The 18,215-nt window shown below is 64.1% G+C and carries 13 protein-coding genes; 9 read left to right on the top strand and 4 right to left on the bottom strand.

Going from position 1 to position 18,215, the window contains the following annotated elements:
* The first annotated feature begins 9 nt into the window (after positions 1-9).
* The 9 genes from AC5LXK_RS31720 (at position 10) to AC5LXK_RS31680 (ending at position 13,283) form a co-directional block, all read left to right on the top strand.
* Positions 10-585 carry a hypothetical protein gene (locus tag AC5LXK_RS31720; protein WP_493392593.1) on the top strand — a complete coding sequence of 192 codons (576 nt, stop codon included), beginning with the start codon at positions 10-12 and terminating at the stop codon, positions 583-585.
* An 8-nt stretch (positions 586-593) separates the two neighbouring features.
* Positions 594-1,622, top strand: a complete 1,029-nt coding sequence (locus AC5LXK_RS31715; protein WP_493392592.1) for a type VI immunity family protein — start codon at positions 594-596, stop codon at positions 1,620-1,622.
* On the top strand, positions 1,597-2,376 hold the full coding sequence (locus tag AC5LXK_RS31710; protein WP_493392591.1) for a hypothetical protein: 780 nt from the start codon (positions 1,597-1,599) through the stop codon (positions 2,374-2,376). Before AC5LXK_RS31715 ends, AC5LXK_RS31710 begins: the two co-directional genes overlap by 26 nt.
* A 4-nt stretch (positions 2,377-2,380) precedes the next feature.
* Entirely contained in the window at positions 2,381-3,637 is a 1,257-nt protein-coding gene (locus AC5LXK_RS31705; protein ID WP_493392590.1) for a hypothetical protein, read from the top strand.
* Positions 3,638-5,172: 1,535 nt separating this feature from the next.
* Positions 5,173-6,174 (top strand): FHA domain-containing protein, encoded by a 1,002-nt coding sequence (locus AC5LXK_RS31700; RefSeq protein ID WP_493392589.1) that lies wholly within the window; start codon positions 5,173-5,175, stop codon positions 6,172-6,174.
* Between the two features lie 17 nt (positions 6,175-6,191).
* Positions 6,192-10,208, top strand: a complete 4,017-nt coding sequence (locus tag AC5LXK_RS31695) for a TOMM system kinase/cyclase fusion protein (RefSeq protein WP_493392588.1) — start codon at positions 6,192-6,194, stop codon at positions 10,206-10,208.
* Between the two features lie 33 nt (positions 10,209-10,241).
* The gene (locus AC5LXK_RS31690) at positions 10,242-10,586 is read left to right on the top strand and encodes a BMA_0021/BMA_0022 family TOMM bacteriocin (RefSeq protein WP_493385651.1); all 345 of its coding nucleotides are present in this window, start codon (positions 10,242-10,244) and stop codon (positions 10,584-10,586) included.
* Between the two features lie 16 nt (positions 10,587-10,602).
* Positions 10,603-10,965 (top strand): BMA_0021/BMA_0022 family TOMM bacteriocin, encoded by a 363-nt coding sequence (locus AC5LXK_RS31685; protein WP_493392587.1) that lies wholly within the window; start codon positions 10,603-10,605, stop codon positions 10,963-10,965.
* A 92-nt stretch (positions 10,966-11,057) separates the two neighbouring features.
* Positions 11,058-13,283 carry a TOMM precursor leader peptide-binding protein gene (locus AC5LXK_RS31680; protein ID WP_493392586.1) on the top strand — a complete coding sequence of 742 codons (2,226 nt, stop codon included), beginning with the start codon at positions 11,058-11,060 and terminating at the stop codon, positions 13,281-13,283.
* A 115-nt stretch (positions 13,284-13,398) separates the two neighbouring features.
* Here AC5LXK_RS31680 and AC5LXK_RS31675 read toward each other — a convergent pair whose 3' ends face one another.
* The 4 genes from AC5LXK_RS31675 to AC5LXK_RS31660 all read right to left on the bottom strand — a co-directional run bounded on the left by AC5LXK_RS31675 (position 13,399) and on the right by AC5LXK_RS31660 (position 18,166).
* Positions 13,399-13,971, bottom strand: coding sequence for an AidA/PixA family protein (locus tag AC5LXK_RS31675; protein WP_493392585.1), 573 nt, complete (start codon positions 13,969-13,971; stop codon positions 13,399-13,401).
* 85 nt (positions 13,972-14,056) lie between these two features.
* On the bottom strand, positions 14,057-14,611 hold the full coding sequence (locus tag AC5LXK_RS31670; protein WP_493392584.1) for an AidA/PixA family protein: 555 nt from the start codon (positions 14,609-14,611) through the stop codon (positions 14,057-14,059).
* Positions 14,612-14,849: 238 nt separating this feature from the next.
* Positions 14,850-16,010, bottom strand: coding sequence for a tryptophan 7-halogenase (locus AC5LXK_RS31665; protein ID WP_493392583.1), 1,161 nt, complete (start codon positions 16,008-16,010; stop codon positions 14,850-14,852).
* Between the two features lie 32 nt (positions 16,011-16,042).
* Positions 16,043-18,166, bottom strand: coding sequence for a LodA/GoxA family CTQ-dependent oxidase (locus AC5LXK_RS31660; protein WP_493392582.1), 2,124 nt, complete (start codon positions 18,164-18,166; stop codon positions 16,043-16,045).
* Between the last annotated feature and the right edge of the window lie 49 nt (positions 18,167-18,215).

Raw genomic sequence — 18,215 nt, 5'->3', positions numbered from 1 at the left:
GAATTTCATATGCCAAAGATGTCGGATAAGGAAAAATGCTTCCAGGAAGCATGGGACAAGTACAAGGACGCAACCGGCAACAAGGACATGGATATCGAGTCCCAGAAGCCTTGGGGGCAACGCCCCGATGGCAGCTGGAACAGCAAGTATTCCAGCTGGCAGCACCTGCTCAACAGTTTCCTGAAAGGGGCGACCGAACAGATGCGCTTCCCGGACCTCACGGTAACCAACGGCGGAAAAACGAGCGTGCTCGATCTGAAGTTCACGCGCTCCGATGGAACCGTGGATACCTGGCGAACGAACCCAGGTGCAGGCAATGGTAATTTGCAGCGTCAGGACTACAACACGATCAACGAGCAGCAGAACGGCGGGCGTAATCCATACTCCAATGAGGACCCGAGCCTGGACCCGGAGAAATGCGGGTGTGGGAAGGGTACGAAGGTCCAACAAGAAGAGGTCGTGAAAGAGGTTCCAGCGATGGGGATGTATGGCATGCCTCTTTTCGAATCTCCCAATGGGTTGCCATCTTTTGGCTTGGGCGGAGCTGGGGCTGGGGGTATGGTTCCCGAATTCGTCATTCCGTGAGGAGCGTGATGCAAGACGCAATGAATCTTGGCTTCGAAAGGGCCGATGTCGCTTTGATCAGTCCGTGCCTGTTATTCGAGTGGGCGATGGAGTTCGACGAAGGTCCTGAAATCTTCGATTTCTACAGGCGTGCGCGGGAAGCATTGGGCGATCGCCTGACGCACTACAACACTGGCGACGGACGCTGGAAGCCCATCAACAAGCGGGCGGAAAGTCTCGTCAAGACCTGGTGCGAAAACCCCATCCCTTTTCCGAAGAAATTCTATTGCCTGATGGAAAATGGCGCCGATGCGGGGGCGACGGCCAGCAGCCTGCGAATCGACTTCGCCCATCGTCCGTATGTTGAACCGACGCCTGACGAACTCAAGCAATGGCGTGCGACAGAGCGGCGATCGCTCCCGATGCACACGATCCTCAATTTGACGTTGCCGCTCGACCATCCGCTGGTGACCGGCAATCGTGTCGCGGACTGGCTGTGCGAATTCGATATCGTGGCGAACAGACGCTTTATTTCGGGATCCTGTGGATTTGGGCTCAACTTTCCCATCAATTTTCCATCTCCCGATCTGGATACGGAAACCCGCAATCGGGTAGCCGCGTTGATGCAGCGATATCCTGGGTTCGATGTCGCGAGCGTCATGGTCGGCGTTGGCAACAAGTTGCGGCAGCGCGACCCCGAGTTCACGGAGCGGCATCAGGCAGCCATTGCGCGTCCCTATCTGAAACGGGCGAACTGGTTGACCTTCCTGAGCGAGAATCAGGTCGACTGGATCGGCGGCATTTCCGGGATCGAGGAACACATTGCCGGAACAGCGGTGCGTATGCGCCGGCTCAAACATGGTGTGTGCCTGCAGGCCACGCCGGAGCCACAGCTCGGAGACGCCTCTCGCGACGATTACGTTGCTGCATACAGTCCTGTGGCAAAACTGGTGCGACCGGTCAGGCTCGATTCGGTGGATGGCGGCCTGCTGCCATGGGAGTTTCGGCAGCACGGGGCGCAGGAATGGCTCGATGTCTTCGATCGATCGAATCATTGACGAGGTATGCGTGATGCGAGTCGATATCACGGGACGCGGCATGGGCGTCGCCTATCTCGAAAAAAATGCAGAAGGGACCTCGCTCGAAACTTCCGATCTGGTCATGTCCGATCCGTTGCCGTTATTTGCCGGGTACATCGATCTTGGCTTTTATGTGAGCGATGCTCGCGAGCATCGCCGGGCATCGGCGAAGGTCGTGTCGTCGACGTGGGATCCAGCGAGCGAAACGCAACGTTGGCGCGTTGCCACGGATCATCTTCCGGCATGGCAGTGGCGGGTCGCGACCAATCTACTGGCGGCGATGGGCATTCGCCCCAGCATCGTGCACATTGAAGAACCTGACGCGAATGCGGTCGAGCGGGAGCTTGTCGTGGATCAGGGGGAATGGCCTCGCCCCCCGGTTGATGCGCCATTTGCGTTCGTGCAGAAGCTCGACGGGCGTGATTCGATTCGCGGGTGTGAAGTACAAATCGAGTTCGATCAGCCCCTCACCAAAGAGGCCGCAACCCCGATATGTGCCGCGATCGAGACATGGGCGAACGTTGTCGCCCGGAGCGGCTTCGCTCCGCCGGGCGTCGATCCCGCGAACGCGGGAACGTTCGCGAGCGGCACCTATCAGTATGATTCGCATACGATTGCTTCGAGTTTCGACTACGTATTCAGAGTCGATCCGGCGTGTTTCGATGCACTCGTCGGCTATTTGTCGAGAATTCATCGCGACGGGCGAAAAATCCGTCGACTGACGGTGACCTGATGCCATGTCGGATAGCAACGAACTGTTTTCCGAGCGTTTCTGTACGGAACACCTCGAGGAAATCGTGCATCTGGACCGCGTCCGTGAGCGGGCTTCGCTCTTGTCCGATTTTACGCTCGACGATTTCGTTCGAATGGACAGGCGCCTGCTCGGTCACTTGAGAGGTCTGACATTGCGCGAAGCGACCGCGTGGCGATGCATCAGAAATTGCATCGACACTCAAGGGGCCACGCCGGGAATGTTGTTTGCAGCGGGTATCGTTGCGTTCGCAGGAGGCGATCGGGGGCGGCTCGAAGAATATCGGACATGGTTGGACGATCAGGTGCCGCGCTATCCATTGATGGAAAAAATCGCAAAATGGATCGGGCCTGCCTGGTATCGGATCGGTGAATTCAGGCTCGCCGGGCTCGATAACGATTTCGACGTCATATGCCGACTGAACGCCGCAGCAACACCCGAAGAGGCTGATGCCGTCATTGCTTCCACGCCGCGGGATTCGGCATCGGCGGTCGTGACCGCGATTGCCAATACGGTTCGCCAGTTCGGATTGAAGCGCTTTGCGGGCGACATGACGATTCTGCTCGAGCATCAAGACCGTGCAGTAAGGTCCGCGGCGTTCATGGCGCTGCTCCGGCTCGAGGGCGCGGCCGCACTCGACCGGCTTTGGCGGGCTCAGTGGACGGATCTGGATTGCCCCGAACTCTTTTATCGCGCCATGACCGTTTTGCCTCCGTCCGTCGTTCCGGAATGGATCGAACGACTGGAAAATCAGGGGCAGCGCCGCGAGGCGCTTGTCTGTGCTGCATTTTCCGGATTGCCGGCTCAGATTCCTTACCTGTCCGGCAAAATCGATGCTCCTCAATTGTCGACGTTGGCAAAACTGTGCCATGTTGCCGTTGTGGGATATCTACCTGCGGAGCGCGTGTCTGGTCCGGGGCGGATCGGAAAGGACGATTCGAGCGTTGAATTTGCACCCCTCGATCAGCCGGAAATGTTCTTTTTCCACGAGGGGAACCATCGAAACGCGCAGGATGGCGCAGAATTGCAAATTGAAAATGCGTCATCGGGTAGTCGCGTCATCGCTGGTCAAGCGATATCGATACAGAATGCTATTTCGATATTTCAAAAAGGAGGGCAGCTGCAGCGCGTCATCGCTGGATATTGGCTTGAGAATCTGGAGGGAGGGGGCCGTCTCGACCCCACAGCTCCGGGCTTTTTTCAGGTCCAAGAACTTTCGGCGATGCCCCTCAGATTTGCATAAGCGGCCACTTCGCCCTTCTATCGGAGACTAACTTTCATGACGAGAGCGGCGTTAGATGTTGGCCGACAGCCTACTGCTCCGGCGTGTGATGGGGAAGCACGTGCGTGGTCGACGCGAATGTTAGTCGGACACACCGTCAGTCAACTTACGCGCACTTCCCGCCCACAACTCCATGATGTGCTCCGGTTCCGAGGCGCACCAGGCATACGAACCCCATGCCAGTTCCGAAATGCTGTTACGAAACGTCTGCCCCGAGCGGTCATCCGAACGCCGATGTGGCGGCAACCGAGGAATTCTGCTTAGCTGGTTGATCGGACCTATGGCACCGCACGCGACTTTTCTACCGCTATTCGGAACTAGGACCAATGTCGCTTGCTGCCCAAGTTCATAGAATCCTCAGCCGGTACGACCGAGAGCTATCTCACTCTCTTAGCAAATTTCTTGTTTCCGGGAGCAAAACAGATACGAAATCATCGTATCTACGATCGTAGCCCTTCACTGTTTGCATACCATGCGCATATTTATAGCGCACACAGGCTTGCCATTGGGCCGTGAACCTCAAGCGAGCAGGGCATCGGCAACTCGTATGTGGCGTAGGTCGGGCCGTCTCGATCCATGAGTGCTACCTTTTCTTGGGCCCCACCCTGAGCGTAAGTCTCTGATTTTCAAAAACTTCTAGACAGGGCTTCGATCTGGGGCCAACTTTCTGCGAATTCTGTAGGGAAAGGCCATCTTTTCTGCCGCATCCTCGCGAGGAAATTTGCAGAAAAGATGACCAAGTCATTGATTTGTATGGGCCGCGGAGGTCATCTTTTTTGCGACCCTACAGCTGTGCCGGAGTGCTTGCGGTGAGGATTTCCGTCGATGAACGCCAACGATGTCGCAGGCGAGTCGACTCCGGCGACCGGAGGACGGTCGATGCCGGATCCGGTGTTGCTGTCGTTCAACCCATAGACCGGATACGCGGGTGCCGACACGCTTGCGAAACTTTCGCCGTCGCACAGCAGGATTTCTGAATAATTTAATTAATGGAAATTATAAAAACATCAATGGACATTATTTAATTTATCGAAATGATTTATTTTATTTTCGCCCGATCAAACAAAACGTCCGCGACAGCAAAGGTCATTAAATTAATCTCGTCATTCAATGTCGTCATCACTGGATAGCGCATGTGTGGCGGCGGTTTGGGCGCTGATGACGAATTTCGACCCTTTATTTGCGATCCGGAAATTCACCGAAAATGTAAAGCATTGCAATATAAAATCGCGAACCGGTTATTCCGGTTGCGGCCCATGATTTTATTTGGCAGGATTTTCATCAAGTTGTCCGGTTTTAAAACAACAAAGCGCTCGACCATTCAATTTACTGAAATGACGCACGGCGACCGGGCAATGATTTGAAAGGAAACTGGCCAGACAACAGGAAACGAGGCGCGGACGATCGGCACTGTTCGCGGTCATTGAATCAATCGCTTGCCCGGTAGCGTCGATGCGTCACTCGAGCGAACCGGGCGAATCCGACACGGGGCGGCCATGGCGATACTCAAGAACGATTCTTCCGGCGAAGCGTGCCTGCTCCGCGCGTATCACGTGTTCGGTCGCGACGATGCACGTTGCGACACGGTCATCCGGGACGGGTCGGTGTCCCGTGTCCATGCCCATATCCGCTGGGTCGGCGGCCTCTGGGAGCTTCACGATCACAGCAGCAACGGCACGTCGGTCTCCGGCGTGTCGTTGCGCGACGGCGAGCACGCGGTGCTGCGGCAAGGCGACGTGATCCGCTTCGGCAGGGCCGGGGTGGCGCCCTGGCGGGTCGAGTCGCTCGACGATCCGGCCGACACGCTGTGGCCGATACGGGGCGCCGCGGCGCCGATCGTGCTCGCACCGCGCCAGAGCCTGCCTGCCCCGGCCGCCCAGCCGGTCACGATCATCCGTTCGCCGGCCGGCGAATGGCTGTGCGACGACACGTTGCCGCCGCGTGCGCTCCATGACGGCGACGAAGTGTCGACCGGCGACTTCACGTGGCGCCTCGCACTCGCGCGCAACGGCTCGACGGTGATGCTTGCCGCACCCGTCGATCCGGTCGCGCCGGCGCAGATGCTCGAATTCTTCGTCAGCCGGAACGAGGAGCACGTGCGCATGCTGCTGCATGTCCGCGGCGGCGTGGTCGACCTCGGCGAGCGCGCGCATCACTACAGCCTCGTCACGCTCGCCCGTGCCCGTTCGGCCGACATGCAGGCCGGCTTCGACGCCGCCACGCAAGGGTGGATCGAACTCGACCGGCTCGCGCGCATGCTCGGCATCGATACGTCCCATGTCAACGTGCAGATTCATCGCGCGCGGAGCCAGTTCGCGGCCTTGCCGGGGCTGGGCGCGAGCCAGCTCGTCGAGCGCCGGCGCGGCAGCGTGCGCTTCGGCGATTTTCCGTTCCGGATCATGCGCGGCGAGCATCTCGAATGCGAGTCGGTGCCGGCCGCCGGGCCGCGTATCGGCGTGCCGCGTGCGGCGCCGGGCCCGGTCGTCCATTACTCGTGAACGCGGGGGAGACGGCCATGTCTTCAACGGTAGCCCGCTCGTCCGCCGGGCCGGACGTCGCCAAACCGGGATGGCACGCAGCGCCGTTCGCGGCGCTTGCCGGCACATGGCACTACCGGCTCGGCGCGCTGCTCGGCGAAGGCGGCAACGGCGTGGTGTTTCGCGCGACCTGCGCCGAGACGGGGCAAGACGTTGCGATCAAGCTGATGCGCGACGATGCGGCGCTGACCGCGGCGGAGCGCATGCGCCGGCGTGCGCGCTTCCGGCGCGAGACGAGCCTGTGCGAGGCGCTGCGGCATCCGAACATCGTCGCGCTGCTGGATCAGGGCGAAGCGCCCGACGGGCGGCTGTTCGCCGTATTCGAACTGGTGGAGGGCCGGACCGTGCGCGACCGGCTCGCAACGGACGGGCCGCTGTCGGCCGTCGACACCGGGCGATTGATGACGGAGGTGCTCGACGCGCTCGCGGCCGCGCATCGTCGCGGCATCGTGCATCGGGATCTGAAACCGCAGAACATCGTGATCGCGACGGCCGATGACGGGCCCCACGCGAAGCTTCTCGATTTCGGCATCGGTGCGCTGCTGCCCGGTACCGACGACATCGCGCGCCAGACCGTGACGCTCGCGACCGAGGTGCTCGGCTCGCCGCCCTATTGCGCGCCGGAGCAGTTGCGCAACGAGCCGCCGACGCCTGCGAGCGACCTGTATGCGTGGGGCCTGATCGTGATCGAATGCCTGACGGGCGATGTCGTCATGCAGGGCGCAAGCGTGGCGGACATCCTCTATCAGCAACTGAGCCCGGTGGATGTCGCGCTCCCGCCGTCGATCGCGTCGCATCCGCTCGGTACGGTATTGCGGCACGCACTGAACAAGAATCCGCTGCAGCGTGCGGCGTCGGCCGACGCGCTCGCGGCGCAGTTTCGTGCGCTCAACTTCGCGGCGCTCGTCGGTCAGTTCGATGCCGGCAGGCAGATGCGCTCGCGTCCGCCCGCGCAGCACGGCGAGACGATCGCCGCGGTCGGCGAATACCGCCAGATCACCACGCTGTGCTGTTGCGTGACGATCGCCGGAGAGGGCCGGCAACGCCATGCGGGAACCGAGCACGGCAATGCGCTCGACGGCTACGAGGAACAGTGGCTGACGAAGTGCGCCGATATCGCCGTCGGCTACGGTGCGCACACGGGCGGGCGGCTCGGCGACACGCTGCTGTTCCACTTCGGCCTGCAAGGCGACATCGACCGGCCCGCGCGCCGCGCGGCGCGGGCGGCGCTCGACATGGTGCGAGCCGCCGAGCGCGCACGGCTGCCGGTGCCGACGGCTGCCGGCGGTGTGGCCGGTGCAGAAGACAGCTGGCGGGTCGAAGTGGCCGCCGCGATTCATGTCGGGCAGGTGCTCGCGCATGCGGCGCACATGTCGGGCGTATCGACGTCCGCCGCGGTGTCGCGGCTGTTGCGGCTGGCCGGGCCAGGACAGGTCCTGATCAGCGACGATGCGCGGCTCGTGCTCGAACGGCATGCCGATTCGCGGCCGTCCGCATTGCGGCTCGCGCGGGCGGGCCTCGTGTCGCAGCCGGTGCATGAACTGCTCGGCGAGCGGCACGCCGATACGCCGTTCGATTCGCTCGACGCCGGCATGCGCACACCCATGGTCGGCCGCGCGCGCGAGCTCGATGCGCTGCTGCGCGTGTGGCGCGAGACGCAAGGGCGCCATCGTCGCGCGCTGCGCGGCGAGCCTGCGGCGCACGGCGTGCCGCGGCTCGTCGTCGGCGACGCGGGCTTCGGCAAGTCGAGGCTCGTGCACGAGCTGTGCGAGGCCGTCCGGACCCGCGGCCACGCGTTCGCGCATTGCGGGTGCCTGCCCGAGCGGGAAAACCATGCGCTGTTCCCGGTCCTGCGGTTCATCGGCGCGCATTGGCATATCGATGCCGACAGCGCGCCCGGCGTCGCGCTCGCGGCGATCGACGCGATGATCGCGCCGCTCGACTGCGATCACGCGGCAGCCCGGGTTGCGCTTGCGACCTGGCTGGGGCTGCCCTGCGAGGCGGGCGGGTTCCTGTGGTCGAGCGTCCGCGAGCAGCACGCGCTGTTCGATGTCCTCGAGCAATTGATCGTGTCGCTCGGCAATGGCGCGCCGGTGCTGCTCGTGATCGAGGACGTTCAGTGGATCGATCGCTCGACCGACGCGTTTCTTGCGTATCTGCAGCGCTCGCCGCGTGCGGCGGCACTGTGCATCGTGCTCACGTCGCGCCCCGACAAGCTCGCCCGCTGGCGCGACACGACCGATCGCCTGGTGCTGCGCCGCCTGCCGCGCGACGATGCGCAGCGCCTGATGTCGGCGCATCTGGGCCCGGGCACGTTCGATCCGGCGTGGCTCGACCGGCTCGCCGATCGTACGGCGGGCATTCCGCTCTTCATCGAGGCCGTCGCGCGCGAACTGGCGCTGGGCGGCGCGGACGGCTCGCTCGCCGGGCCGTGGGCAACCGACCCGAATCCGCTCCCGCTCAGTCTCGGCGGCATGCTCGGCCTTGCATTCGACCGGATCGACGACGCGCGCGACACCGCGCAGCTCGCCGCGACCATCGGGCTCGAGGTGGATGCGCAACTGCTCGCGGAGGCATCGTCGCACGACCGGACGACGCTCGACGCGCATCTGCGGCTGCTGCTCGAAGAGCGGATCGTGTATGCGCAACACCGGCGCGATCGCGTGTTCTATGCGTTCCGTCATGCGCTGATTCGCGACGCGGCGTACGAATCCATGCCGCCTGCCGTGCGGCGCGACAACCATGCGCGTGTCGGCTGCGCGCTGGTCCGGCAAGCCGATCGCGGTGCCGGCGCGCACGCGTTCGGCGTCGCCGGACACTTCGCACGCGCAGGCGCTTGCGCGGATGCGATCGCCCACGGCATCGACGCCGCGCGCCGTGCACTCGAACGCGCCCGGTATGACGACGCGATCCGCTACGGGCAGGCCGTGTTCGGGTGGCTCGACCACGCCGACCACGCGCAGCGCGAGCACGACAGTGCGCGTATCCGCACCACGCTGACGCACGCGACGATGGCGCGCTTCGGTTGGGCCGATCCGCAAGTGCGCGAGCATGCGGAGCAGTTGTTGCGGCACATGCAGACGCTTGACGATCCGGAGCTCGAAATCAGCGCGTTGTGGACGTTGTCGACCTACTACCACGTGGCAGGCGATCGCCCCACCGTGCGCGCGATCGGCCTGCGGCTCGATGCACTCGCGACCGAGCGCGGCGATGCGGGCGTCCAGGTCGCGGCGGACGCGATGCGCGGCATGAGCCTGTGGGTCGACGGTCACTTTGCGCGCGCCCGTACCGCGTTCGACGCCGTGCTGGCCGGCTACGACGTGCGGCGCGACGCGGGCCACCGGCGCATCCTGGGCCTCGATACGCGCGCCTGGGCGATGGCATCGCTCGCGAGCGTGCGCTGGTGCATGGACGACGACCCGCAGCCGACGCTCGCGATGGCGCGCGAAGCCGTGTATTGCGCGACGTGTCTCGACCATCTGCCGACGCTCGGCGTCACGATGATGTACCTCGCGCGCACGTACCAGCTCGCAGGCGATCGCGACGCGGCGCGATCGCTGTCGGAAGCGATCCTCCGCCTGTCGGACGCGCACCGGCTGCGCGCGGTCGGGCATTACGCCGCGATCATTCATGCGTGGGCGCTGGACGATCGCGCGGGCGTCGTCGCGCATCTCGATGCGCAGCGGCAGTCGGGTGGCCTGCTGGGGCTGACCTACTACGCGTCGCTGCTTGCCGAGCTGGATGCCGGACGCGGCGACTACGGCGCCGCGCTCGCGCAGATCGGGCAGTGCCTCGCATGGTGCGAGTCGACCGGGGAACGGTATTACGAAGCCCAGCTGTTGCTGAAGCAGTGCGAGTACTTGCGCCGGGCCGATCCGCGTTGCGGGGGCGTGGCTGCGCTGGACGCGTGCCGGCGCGCAGTCGAAATTGCAACGACGGCGGGCATGGGCCGGATCGCCAGGCTCGCCGAAGCGACGTTGCAGTCGTTGCCGTAAGCAGTTCCATTCGTCATTCAGGAGAGCAGACCGATGAGCAAGGATCTTCGATTACCGACGTACGAACAGTTTCTCGAATACCGCGCGACCGTCATCCGGGCAATCGCCCTCGCATGGCATTCCCCGGCATTTCTCGACGAGCTCGAGACCGACCCGGTCCACGCGTTGCGCGAGCATTTCGACTATCACTTTCCGTTCAAGCTCGACCTGAAGGTGCAGATCAAATCGTCGGAGTGGACGCCGACCGTCAACGGCGACTGGACGGGCGGCCAGAAAAACAGGCTCACGCTGTACTTGCCACCCGCGCCGGCTGACGAGGCGCAATTCGCGCAGGCCCTGGCCGCGTACAACGCGAGCCACATCACCATCATGGAATGACTCCGGGGAAACCGACATGTCAAAGGACAACGCTAATCCGACGCTCGAATCGATGCTGGAATTCCAGAAGGTCTATCTGCGTGCGATCGCGCTTTCATGGCGGGATCCGGCGTTCAAGGGCGAACTGCTGGACAAGCCGCTGGATACGCTCGCGAAATACTTCGGTTACCAGTGCCCGTGGATCATCGACATCGAGATCGAGAAGACGGACGGCGACCATGGCTGGACGAGCGACGGGAAAGGCGGCGGGAGCTGGAACCTGCCGCGCAACGCGATGACGGTCGGCATACCGGAGCAGCCGACGAACCTGGACGAGGAGGCCGTTGCACTCGCGGCCTACTGCGACGCGGGGCCGTGTTACCTGTTCACCTGTTGCTGACCGGGCGCGGCTGAACCGCGCACCATTGCGCGGCCCGGGGCGGGTGCCCGGGCCGCGCAACGTTTTTCCGATCCATCGCACGGAACCAGACGATGCTCGACGACCTTTCGCGCGTGTTGCGCTTCAAGCCGCATTTGCTCGTGCTCGATGCGGGGCCCGAAACCCTGTTCGTCGTCGACGAATTCAGGCGCGCGATGCTGTCCGGCGCGATCTACGTGCGGATCGCCGCGTGCCTGCGGGCGCGCATGACGATCACCGAAATCGTGACGTCGCTGGCCGGCACGTTCGGCGAATGGGACGTGCTCGCACGGCTCGATCACCTGGTGCGCCGCGGGTACGTGCGCGCCGATCCGCCGCACGATGACGATGCGGCGCGCGGCTTCTTCGAGCGTGCCGGACTCGACGGCGACGCGGCGTGTGCACGTGTCGCGCAACTGCGCGTCGCGGTGGAAACCTTCGGGGCCGACGGCACGGCGCTGCGGCGCGCGTTCGACGCGGCCGGCATCGATGTCGTGCCGGATGCGGAACTTACGGTTGCAGTCGCCGATACGCACGATCGCGACGATCTTGCCGCGTGTGCCGCCCGCGTGACGGCGCGCGGCGGCGCGCTGCTCGTCGTGGCCGGCGGTGGCGTGCAGACGCTGATCGGGCCGTTGCTGGCCGGTGCCGATGCGCCGTGCATCGAATGCGTGCGCTACTGGATTCGCGTCAACCGGCCGGTCGAGGCGCTGCTGGCGCACCATCACGGCAGCGACGCGACGCGCCTGCCGCCGGCCGCGTCGCGTGCCGGGGCCGCGGCGACGGCGGCGCTCGTCGCGGCGACGGTCGAGCAGATCGCGGCCAACCGCGCGGTGGCGGAACGCTTGCACGCGCATATCGTCGTGCAGCGCATCGACACGCTGGCCACCGAACGGCACCGCGTGATCCGGCGCCCGCAATGCACGTGCTGCGGCAATCCCGCATGGATGCGCGAGCAGGCGGCGCGTGCGCCGCGGCTTGCCGCGCATGCGCCGTTGGCGCGCGCCGACGGCGGCTACCGGACCGCCGATCCGCAACAGGTGTTCGAGCGTCACGCGCATCTGATCTCGCCGGTCAGCGGTGCGATCGCGTATCTGCATCCGATGCCGAAGCGGCACGCGGGCCTGCGCAAGGTCTATGCGTCGGGCTTCCTCGTGTGCCCGGCCGCGGTGCCCGACAGCAACCGGTTCGACCGGATCTGCTCCGGCAAGGGCCGCACCGACGAGCAAGCCCGCGTGAGCGCACTGTGCGAGGCGCTCGAACGCTTCAGCAGCGTGTATCAGGGCGACGAGGCGACGTTGACCGGCAGCATCGAAAGCCTCGCGGCCGATCCGGCCTGCGATGCCGAGCCCATCCACGTGAACGATCTTCAGCAATTCAGCGAACGTCAATTCGACGCGCGCGACGCGATCAATGCGTTGACCCGCGATGTCCGCAAGCAGGTGCCGCCGCGCTTCACGTCGCACGACGTCATCGACTGGACGCCGGCGTGGTCGCTCGTGAACGGCGAGTGCCGCCTCGTGCCGCTGAGCTACTGCTATGCGGAAGCGCCCGGCAGTGCGCAGGCCCCGGCCGCCTGCGTGCACAACCCGAACGGCTGCGCGGCCGGTTCGAGCATCGACGAGGCGATTCTGCAGGGCATGCTCGAGTTGATCGAGCGCGATGCGGTCGCGATCTGGTGGTACAACCGGATCGCCCGCCCCGGCATCGATCTCGCGAGTTTCCGCGATGCGTATTTCGATGCGCTCGTACACGAATACGCGACGTTCGGATGGCGCGTGTGGGCGCTCGACATCACCACCGATCTCGGCGTGCCGACCGTGGCCGCGCTCGCGGAGAATCCGCAGGACGGGCGTTTCTCGATCGGGTTCGGCTGTCATCCCGACGGCAGGATCGCGGTGCAGCGCGCACTGACCGAAGTCAACCAGTTGCTCGATATCGCAGCGGATGCGCCGCATCCGTGGGATCGCGACAAGCTGTCGGAAACCGGATTCCTGTATCCGGCGACGGGTGCGCCCGCAACGACAGGCACGTCGTGGCAGCCGTTCGATGCCGCGTCGTTGCCGGCGACGCTCGCGGATTGCACCGCGCGCATCGCGGCGGCCGGCATGGACGTGCTGGTCGTCGACAAGACGAGGCCCGATATCGGCTTGTGCGTGGTGCAGGTCATTGCGCCGGGGCTGTGCCATTTCTGGCCGCGTTTCGGGGCGCGGCGGCTTTATTCGGTGCCGGTGGAGCGGGGTTGGCGCGCGCAGCCGTGCGACGAAACGGCGCTGAATCCGGCGCTGCTGTTTCTGTGATCCGACCGCCGCGCTGTTCATGTCGACAAACGCCATCGGGCGGACCGGTCCGCCCGGTGTCGCCGGGCGCCTCGTGCGAAGCCTGCACCGGCCCTGTCGAGGCGCCCGTCCGGGATCAGCGGTTGTTGGCGGTGATGTAGGGATCCCAGTAGACGTAGCCCTTCAGTTGCGCGTGCCGATCGTAAATGGCGACGACGAACTTGTAGGTTTCGGTGCCGGGCCGGAGCACGGTGGCCTGCGCGTAGTAATCCGCGCGCGGCTCTTCGTTCACGCGGTTGCTGTCGGGCCAGCCCGCTGCCGGGTAAGGCTCCGTGACGTTGGCGGTGAGGTACGACACCTGGCTCAGCAGGTTGCCGCTGATCGCCGTGAAGCGATACAGGAAGCACTTGTAGTCGGCCACGTCGGTTAGCGACACGGTGCGCCAGCGGATCACGTCGTTGACGTCGGCCTTGATCCGCAGATTGCTGCCGGCTTCACCCTGGTTCACGCCCTGCAGCGGGCCCTGCCCGTAGCCATACGCCGCGTTGGCCAGCGTGGTGATCATGTAGACCGTATCGGGGTTGTTCCCGAGAAAAGTCGGCTGGTCCGGTTTCGTGCTGAGCACGTTGTTGTTCTTTCTCAGGATTTCGTCGACGTCGAATGCGGTCAGCACGTCGATGATGTTGAAGGTACTCAGGATCTGGGACATGACGGTTCCTTTCGGGTAATAACGTTGAGAAAACTGCCGGGTAGCGGCGCGTGTGATCGCGCGGCCGCATGGTACGCGTTTGACTTCAGTCGAGGATCGTGATCGACGGGTCCCACTTGAAGTAGCCCAACGGATTGCCGTTGCGCTTGTACACGGCCACGACGAACGTGTAGGTCGCCGAACCCTTGAGTCGCGCGGTGGCCTGCCAGTAGAAGTCCGAGCTCGATCGTTGCTGCACGCCGTTGTTCGGCCAGCCCGGCGCGGGATCGGGCTCGTTCGGGAAGGTGTGTTCGAATATCGGGATCGACAGCGGCGACTTGTCCGGATCGTTGATGCCGATGAACTTGAACGTGTGAATGAAGCACTTGTAGTCCGCCACGTCGGTCAGCGAGATCGTGCGCCACCGGACGATGTCGTTGACCTCGACTCGCATGCTCAAATTACTCCCGGCCTGGCCGGAAATGACGTTCCGGTCCGTCGTGATCATGTAGACCTCGTCGTAGCCGTTGTTCGGCAGGATCGTCGGGTTCGTCGGGTCCGGACTGAGTTGATCGCCCGGCTTTTGATAGCCCAGGATTTTTTCCACGTCGAAGGCAGTCAGCACGTCGACGATGTTGTAGGTGCTCAAGACATGAGACATTTCAGCTCCTTTTACGCTTTGTCGTTGGCGGAACACGTTGCCGATTGGCGACGCTCGTCGCGCCGTCACCCCTCTCGTCCTGCGAAGCGGCGCCCGTCGAGAAACCAGGCTCGCGGAAGAGTCAGGACAGCTTAAGAAGAATTGCATCGCGAATCGATTACACGTGGTTACAGCGAGTGTGTGATGCGGTGCGCGGCGGCGTCGGCTGACCGGAAGCGCCGCATGCCGTGACCCGCCGTCATCCCGGAATCGGCGATTCTGTGCACTGCTTCCAGAATGGCGATGCCGGCCACCGCTGTTCGAGGCTGTAGAAGTGATGCCGGATCTGCAGGTAGCGCCGGTATTGCTCGTGCACCATCTGCGAAAACGCCGGCAGCGCATGAGTATCGCCGTCCAGTCGTTTCCGGATGGCCTCCGCTGCCGCGACGCCGTTCGACAACGACTTGACGATGCCTTGCGCCATGATCGGATCGTAGGCCGACGCGGCATCGCCGATCGCGAGCCACCGATCGCCGTGCAGCCGGTCGAGACGCCGGGAGGGCGCCGGATGCGATGTCGTATGCAGGCCGGACAGATCGAGGCCCAGCTCGCAAATGAGCGGCCAGGTGTGCCGCGCGGCGCGCAGCATGCGATGCCATGGGTCCGCCTGATGCAGACGCATGGTCCGGACCGCCTGCGCATGTGTAGCGAACATCGCGATGACCGAATGATCCGGTACGGACGCGAGGTACCACCAGCCGTGCTCGACCGCTTCGAGGTGGGTCAGCATCGAAGCAGGCGAACCCGTATCCGGTCGGACAAACCGTGCCGCAAGGCAGATCAGCGGATTCGAATCGAGTCGTGTTGCGCCGCGCTGGCGCGCAAATACCGAACGCGTGCCGCTTGCGTCCACGACGAAATCCGCGTGGATCCTCGACGTGACGTGTCCGGCGAGGCCGATTCCCAGCAGGTACCCGGACGGGTCGTCCGGCTCGGACGCGAGCAGTGCGTGTCCAGTCAGCAATTCGACGCCGGCGGCGCGCGCCTGCGACGCGAGGAATGCATCGAACCTGCGCCGGTCGAGATGCCAGCCGTGCCCGTGCGGGTTCAGCACGGAGTCGTTGTAGCCGCGTTTGTCGCTGCCCCAGTACGAGCAGCTGCCGTAGCACGGTTCATGCGCCTGCGCGATGAAGGCTGCGTCGATGCCGAGGCACCGGAACAGTATCCGGCTCTCCGGCGGAATGCTCTCGCCGATCTTCGGGGCGGCATAGGAACCGGCTTCGACGATCAGAATGTCGGTGACGCCTGCCCTTGCCAGCGCCAGCGCGCAACTGCTACCCGCCGGCCCGCCGCCGATCACGACGACCCGGTAGCGGGCCTGGCTGGCAGCCGACGCATCGGGTCGTTCGATGGCCGGCATTCGTGTGGCCTGTTCGACGCGCATTCGCGACCTCAGCCGTTGTCGGGCGGCTGAAGCGTGTCGGTCACGGTGTTAGGCCACGGCTGGACGAGATTGCTGTAGTCCTTCTTGAACAGGCTTTGTACTTCGAGGTAGTAGTTCGGCGGATAGCTGCTGTCGTATTTGTCGATCGCGACACCCTGGATAACGAAGCCGATCTTGTCCCAGTTGAGCAGGATGTCGAGGCGCTTCTGATATCGCCCGACGTTCATCGCCGGAGCATTGAACTTCTTGGTCGAATCCTGCTGAATGGCGGCCGTGCCTTCCCCGCGCAACGAATAGCGCTGCTCGGGCAGCTCGCCGTGGTTCGCGACGAGGTCGTCGTAGGTGTAGACGGCCACCGGCCGCTGCGCGGGCCAGGACCAGTACAAGGTCGTGTTCACCACGCCGTTGTAGACGTTGCTGCCGTCCGGCTTGATCTCGCCACCCGGATTGGGCGAGGGCAGATGTGTCGAGCACGAGTTGTAGTCGGTGTGCCACGGGATCGCCATGAATTTGCACAGATCGCCCGGCTCGACCGGATTGTCGCGCAGCGGGAAATAACCGACGCCAAGGAATGGCTGGTTTGCGCTGACGGTCGTGTAGTCGAGCGGGCGCATGTTGATGCGGAACGGGCCGACCACCGGTCCCGTTGCGCGGGCGGCCGTCCAGTTCGGGTTGTACAGCTTCGGATCGCGGACGATGAACGTCAGGTCGATGCCGGGGCTGAAACGCCCGCCGAGGCAGTTCGACAATACGTTCCGGTCGAGTGCTTCGCCGGGGCCGTACGACGCCGGCGTCGCTTGCTCGGACAGACCATTCGCCCATTGCTGGACGAAAAAGTGTTGTGCCGCGGTCAGCGTCAGGAAACTCGTCTGGTTGTCGCCCAGCGCGAGCGGCATCAGCGGCGAGCCGACTTGTGCCGTCGGTGAGTTCGTATCCCTGTCCCGGATGAACGACATGATGTTGAAGGGCGGCTTGGCAGCCGTGAGCTTGTCGATATTGTCGTGGCTCTTCATGGCCGTGACCGGCAGATTGGTGTTCCACATCTGCAGGGATGCCGCGCGAAGGATCGGGAAGACGTGCTCGTCGAACGCCGGCCGGAAATCCGTCCGGTAATGGCCGTCGTAGATGTCAGGACGCAGCGCGAAATTCTCGATCCATGTCGTTAGGATCTCGTCCCACAGCGTCACGATGTTTCTCGTCTGGGGGGCATAGGACGGATCGGTCGAGACCACCCACGCGCCGCTGTCGGCAGCGCGTACGGTACCGTCGCTGAACACGATCCACGCGGTGACCGGGCCGTCGCCGGTGTCGTCGAACCAGTTGTCGTTGTCGACGTCCTGCCCCAGCACGGCGTCGGCGGTTGCGCGACCATCGGCATCGAATCCGCACGCGAGGCCGGACGCACCCAGCACGAGTAGCCGCCCGTTCCGTTCGGTGGTCATTTCGCCGAGCGTGGTGATCGGATTGCTGCCCGATCCGGGCGGCAGGTTCGCAGCATCCGTCGCCGGAAACGAGATCGGGTAGCGCGGCACGTCGGCCACGCCACCGGTGGACGTGCCGTAACTGGGCCGCGTGGTCTGGTCGAATGAGACGGTTCCGCCCGCGGACGCCTTGATCGCGCGCGGCCCGGCATCGATGACGAGCTTTTGCAGCCGCGTCCGGTTCGACGGATCGAGCGACGATGCAAACCCCGCGTTGCGGATCTGCGGGTAGGCGCCGTTGGCGTAGGCGGGCAATCCCGCCGGACTCGACTCCATGATCCAGCAGTTGGCCTTCTTGTTGGCGAGGTGCACGGTCCACACGATGTCCTTCACGACCTTGCCGTCCACCGACGAGCCGATCACGACTTCGGTGCCCGACCCGGACGGATAGTGCGCCAGTGCCGCATCGTCGTACTGATAGATCCTGAAGCGGGCGGCTTGCCGCTTGAGGCGGCCCGCGGCGTCGCGCAGCTCGCCGCTGGTGATCGGTGTGCTTTCCGTGCCCGGCTTGATCGGCAATCCTCCGGTGAGGGCTTGCTGCCCGTCGATCGGCAGCCCGGCCGAGGTCTCGGGCGCGATGTAGTAATCCGGACTGCTGCCGACGCGTGCGAATCCGATAGCGGGATGGATGCGTAACTTCGTGTTTGACATGACGGGCCTCTGGAAGCTCGATGGCGGTCGTGCAGGACGTTGCCGTCCT

The organism is Burkholderia pulmonis, assembly GCF_984667975.1.
Note: the sequence above shows the minus strand (reverse complement) of the source record. Positions and strands in the feature narration are given on the sequence as shown.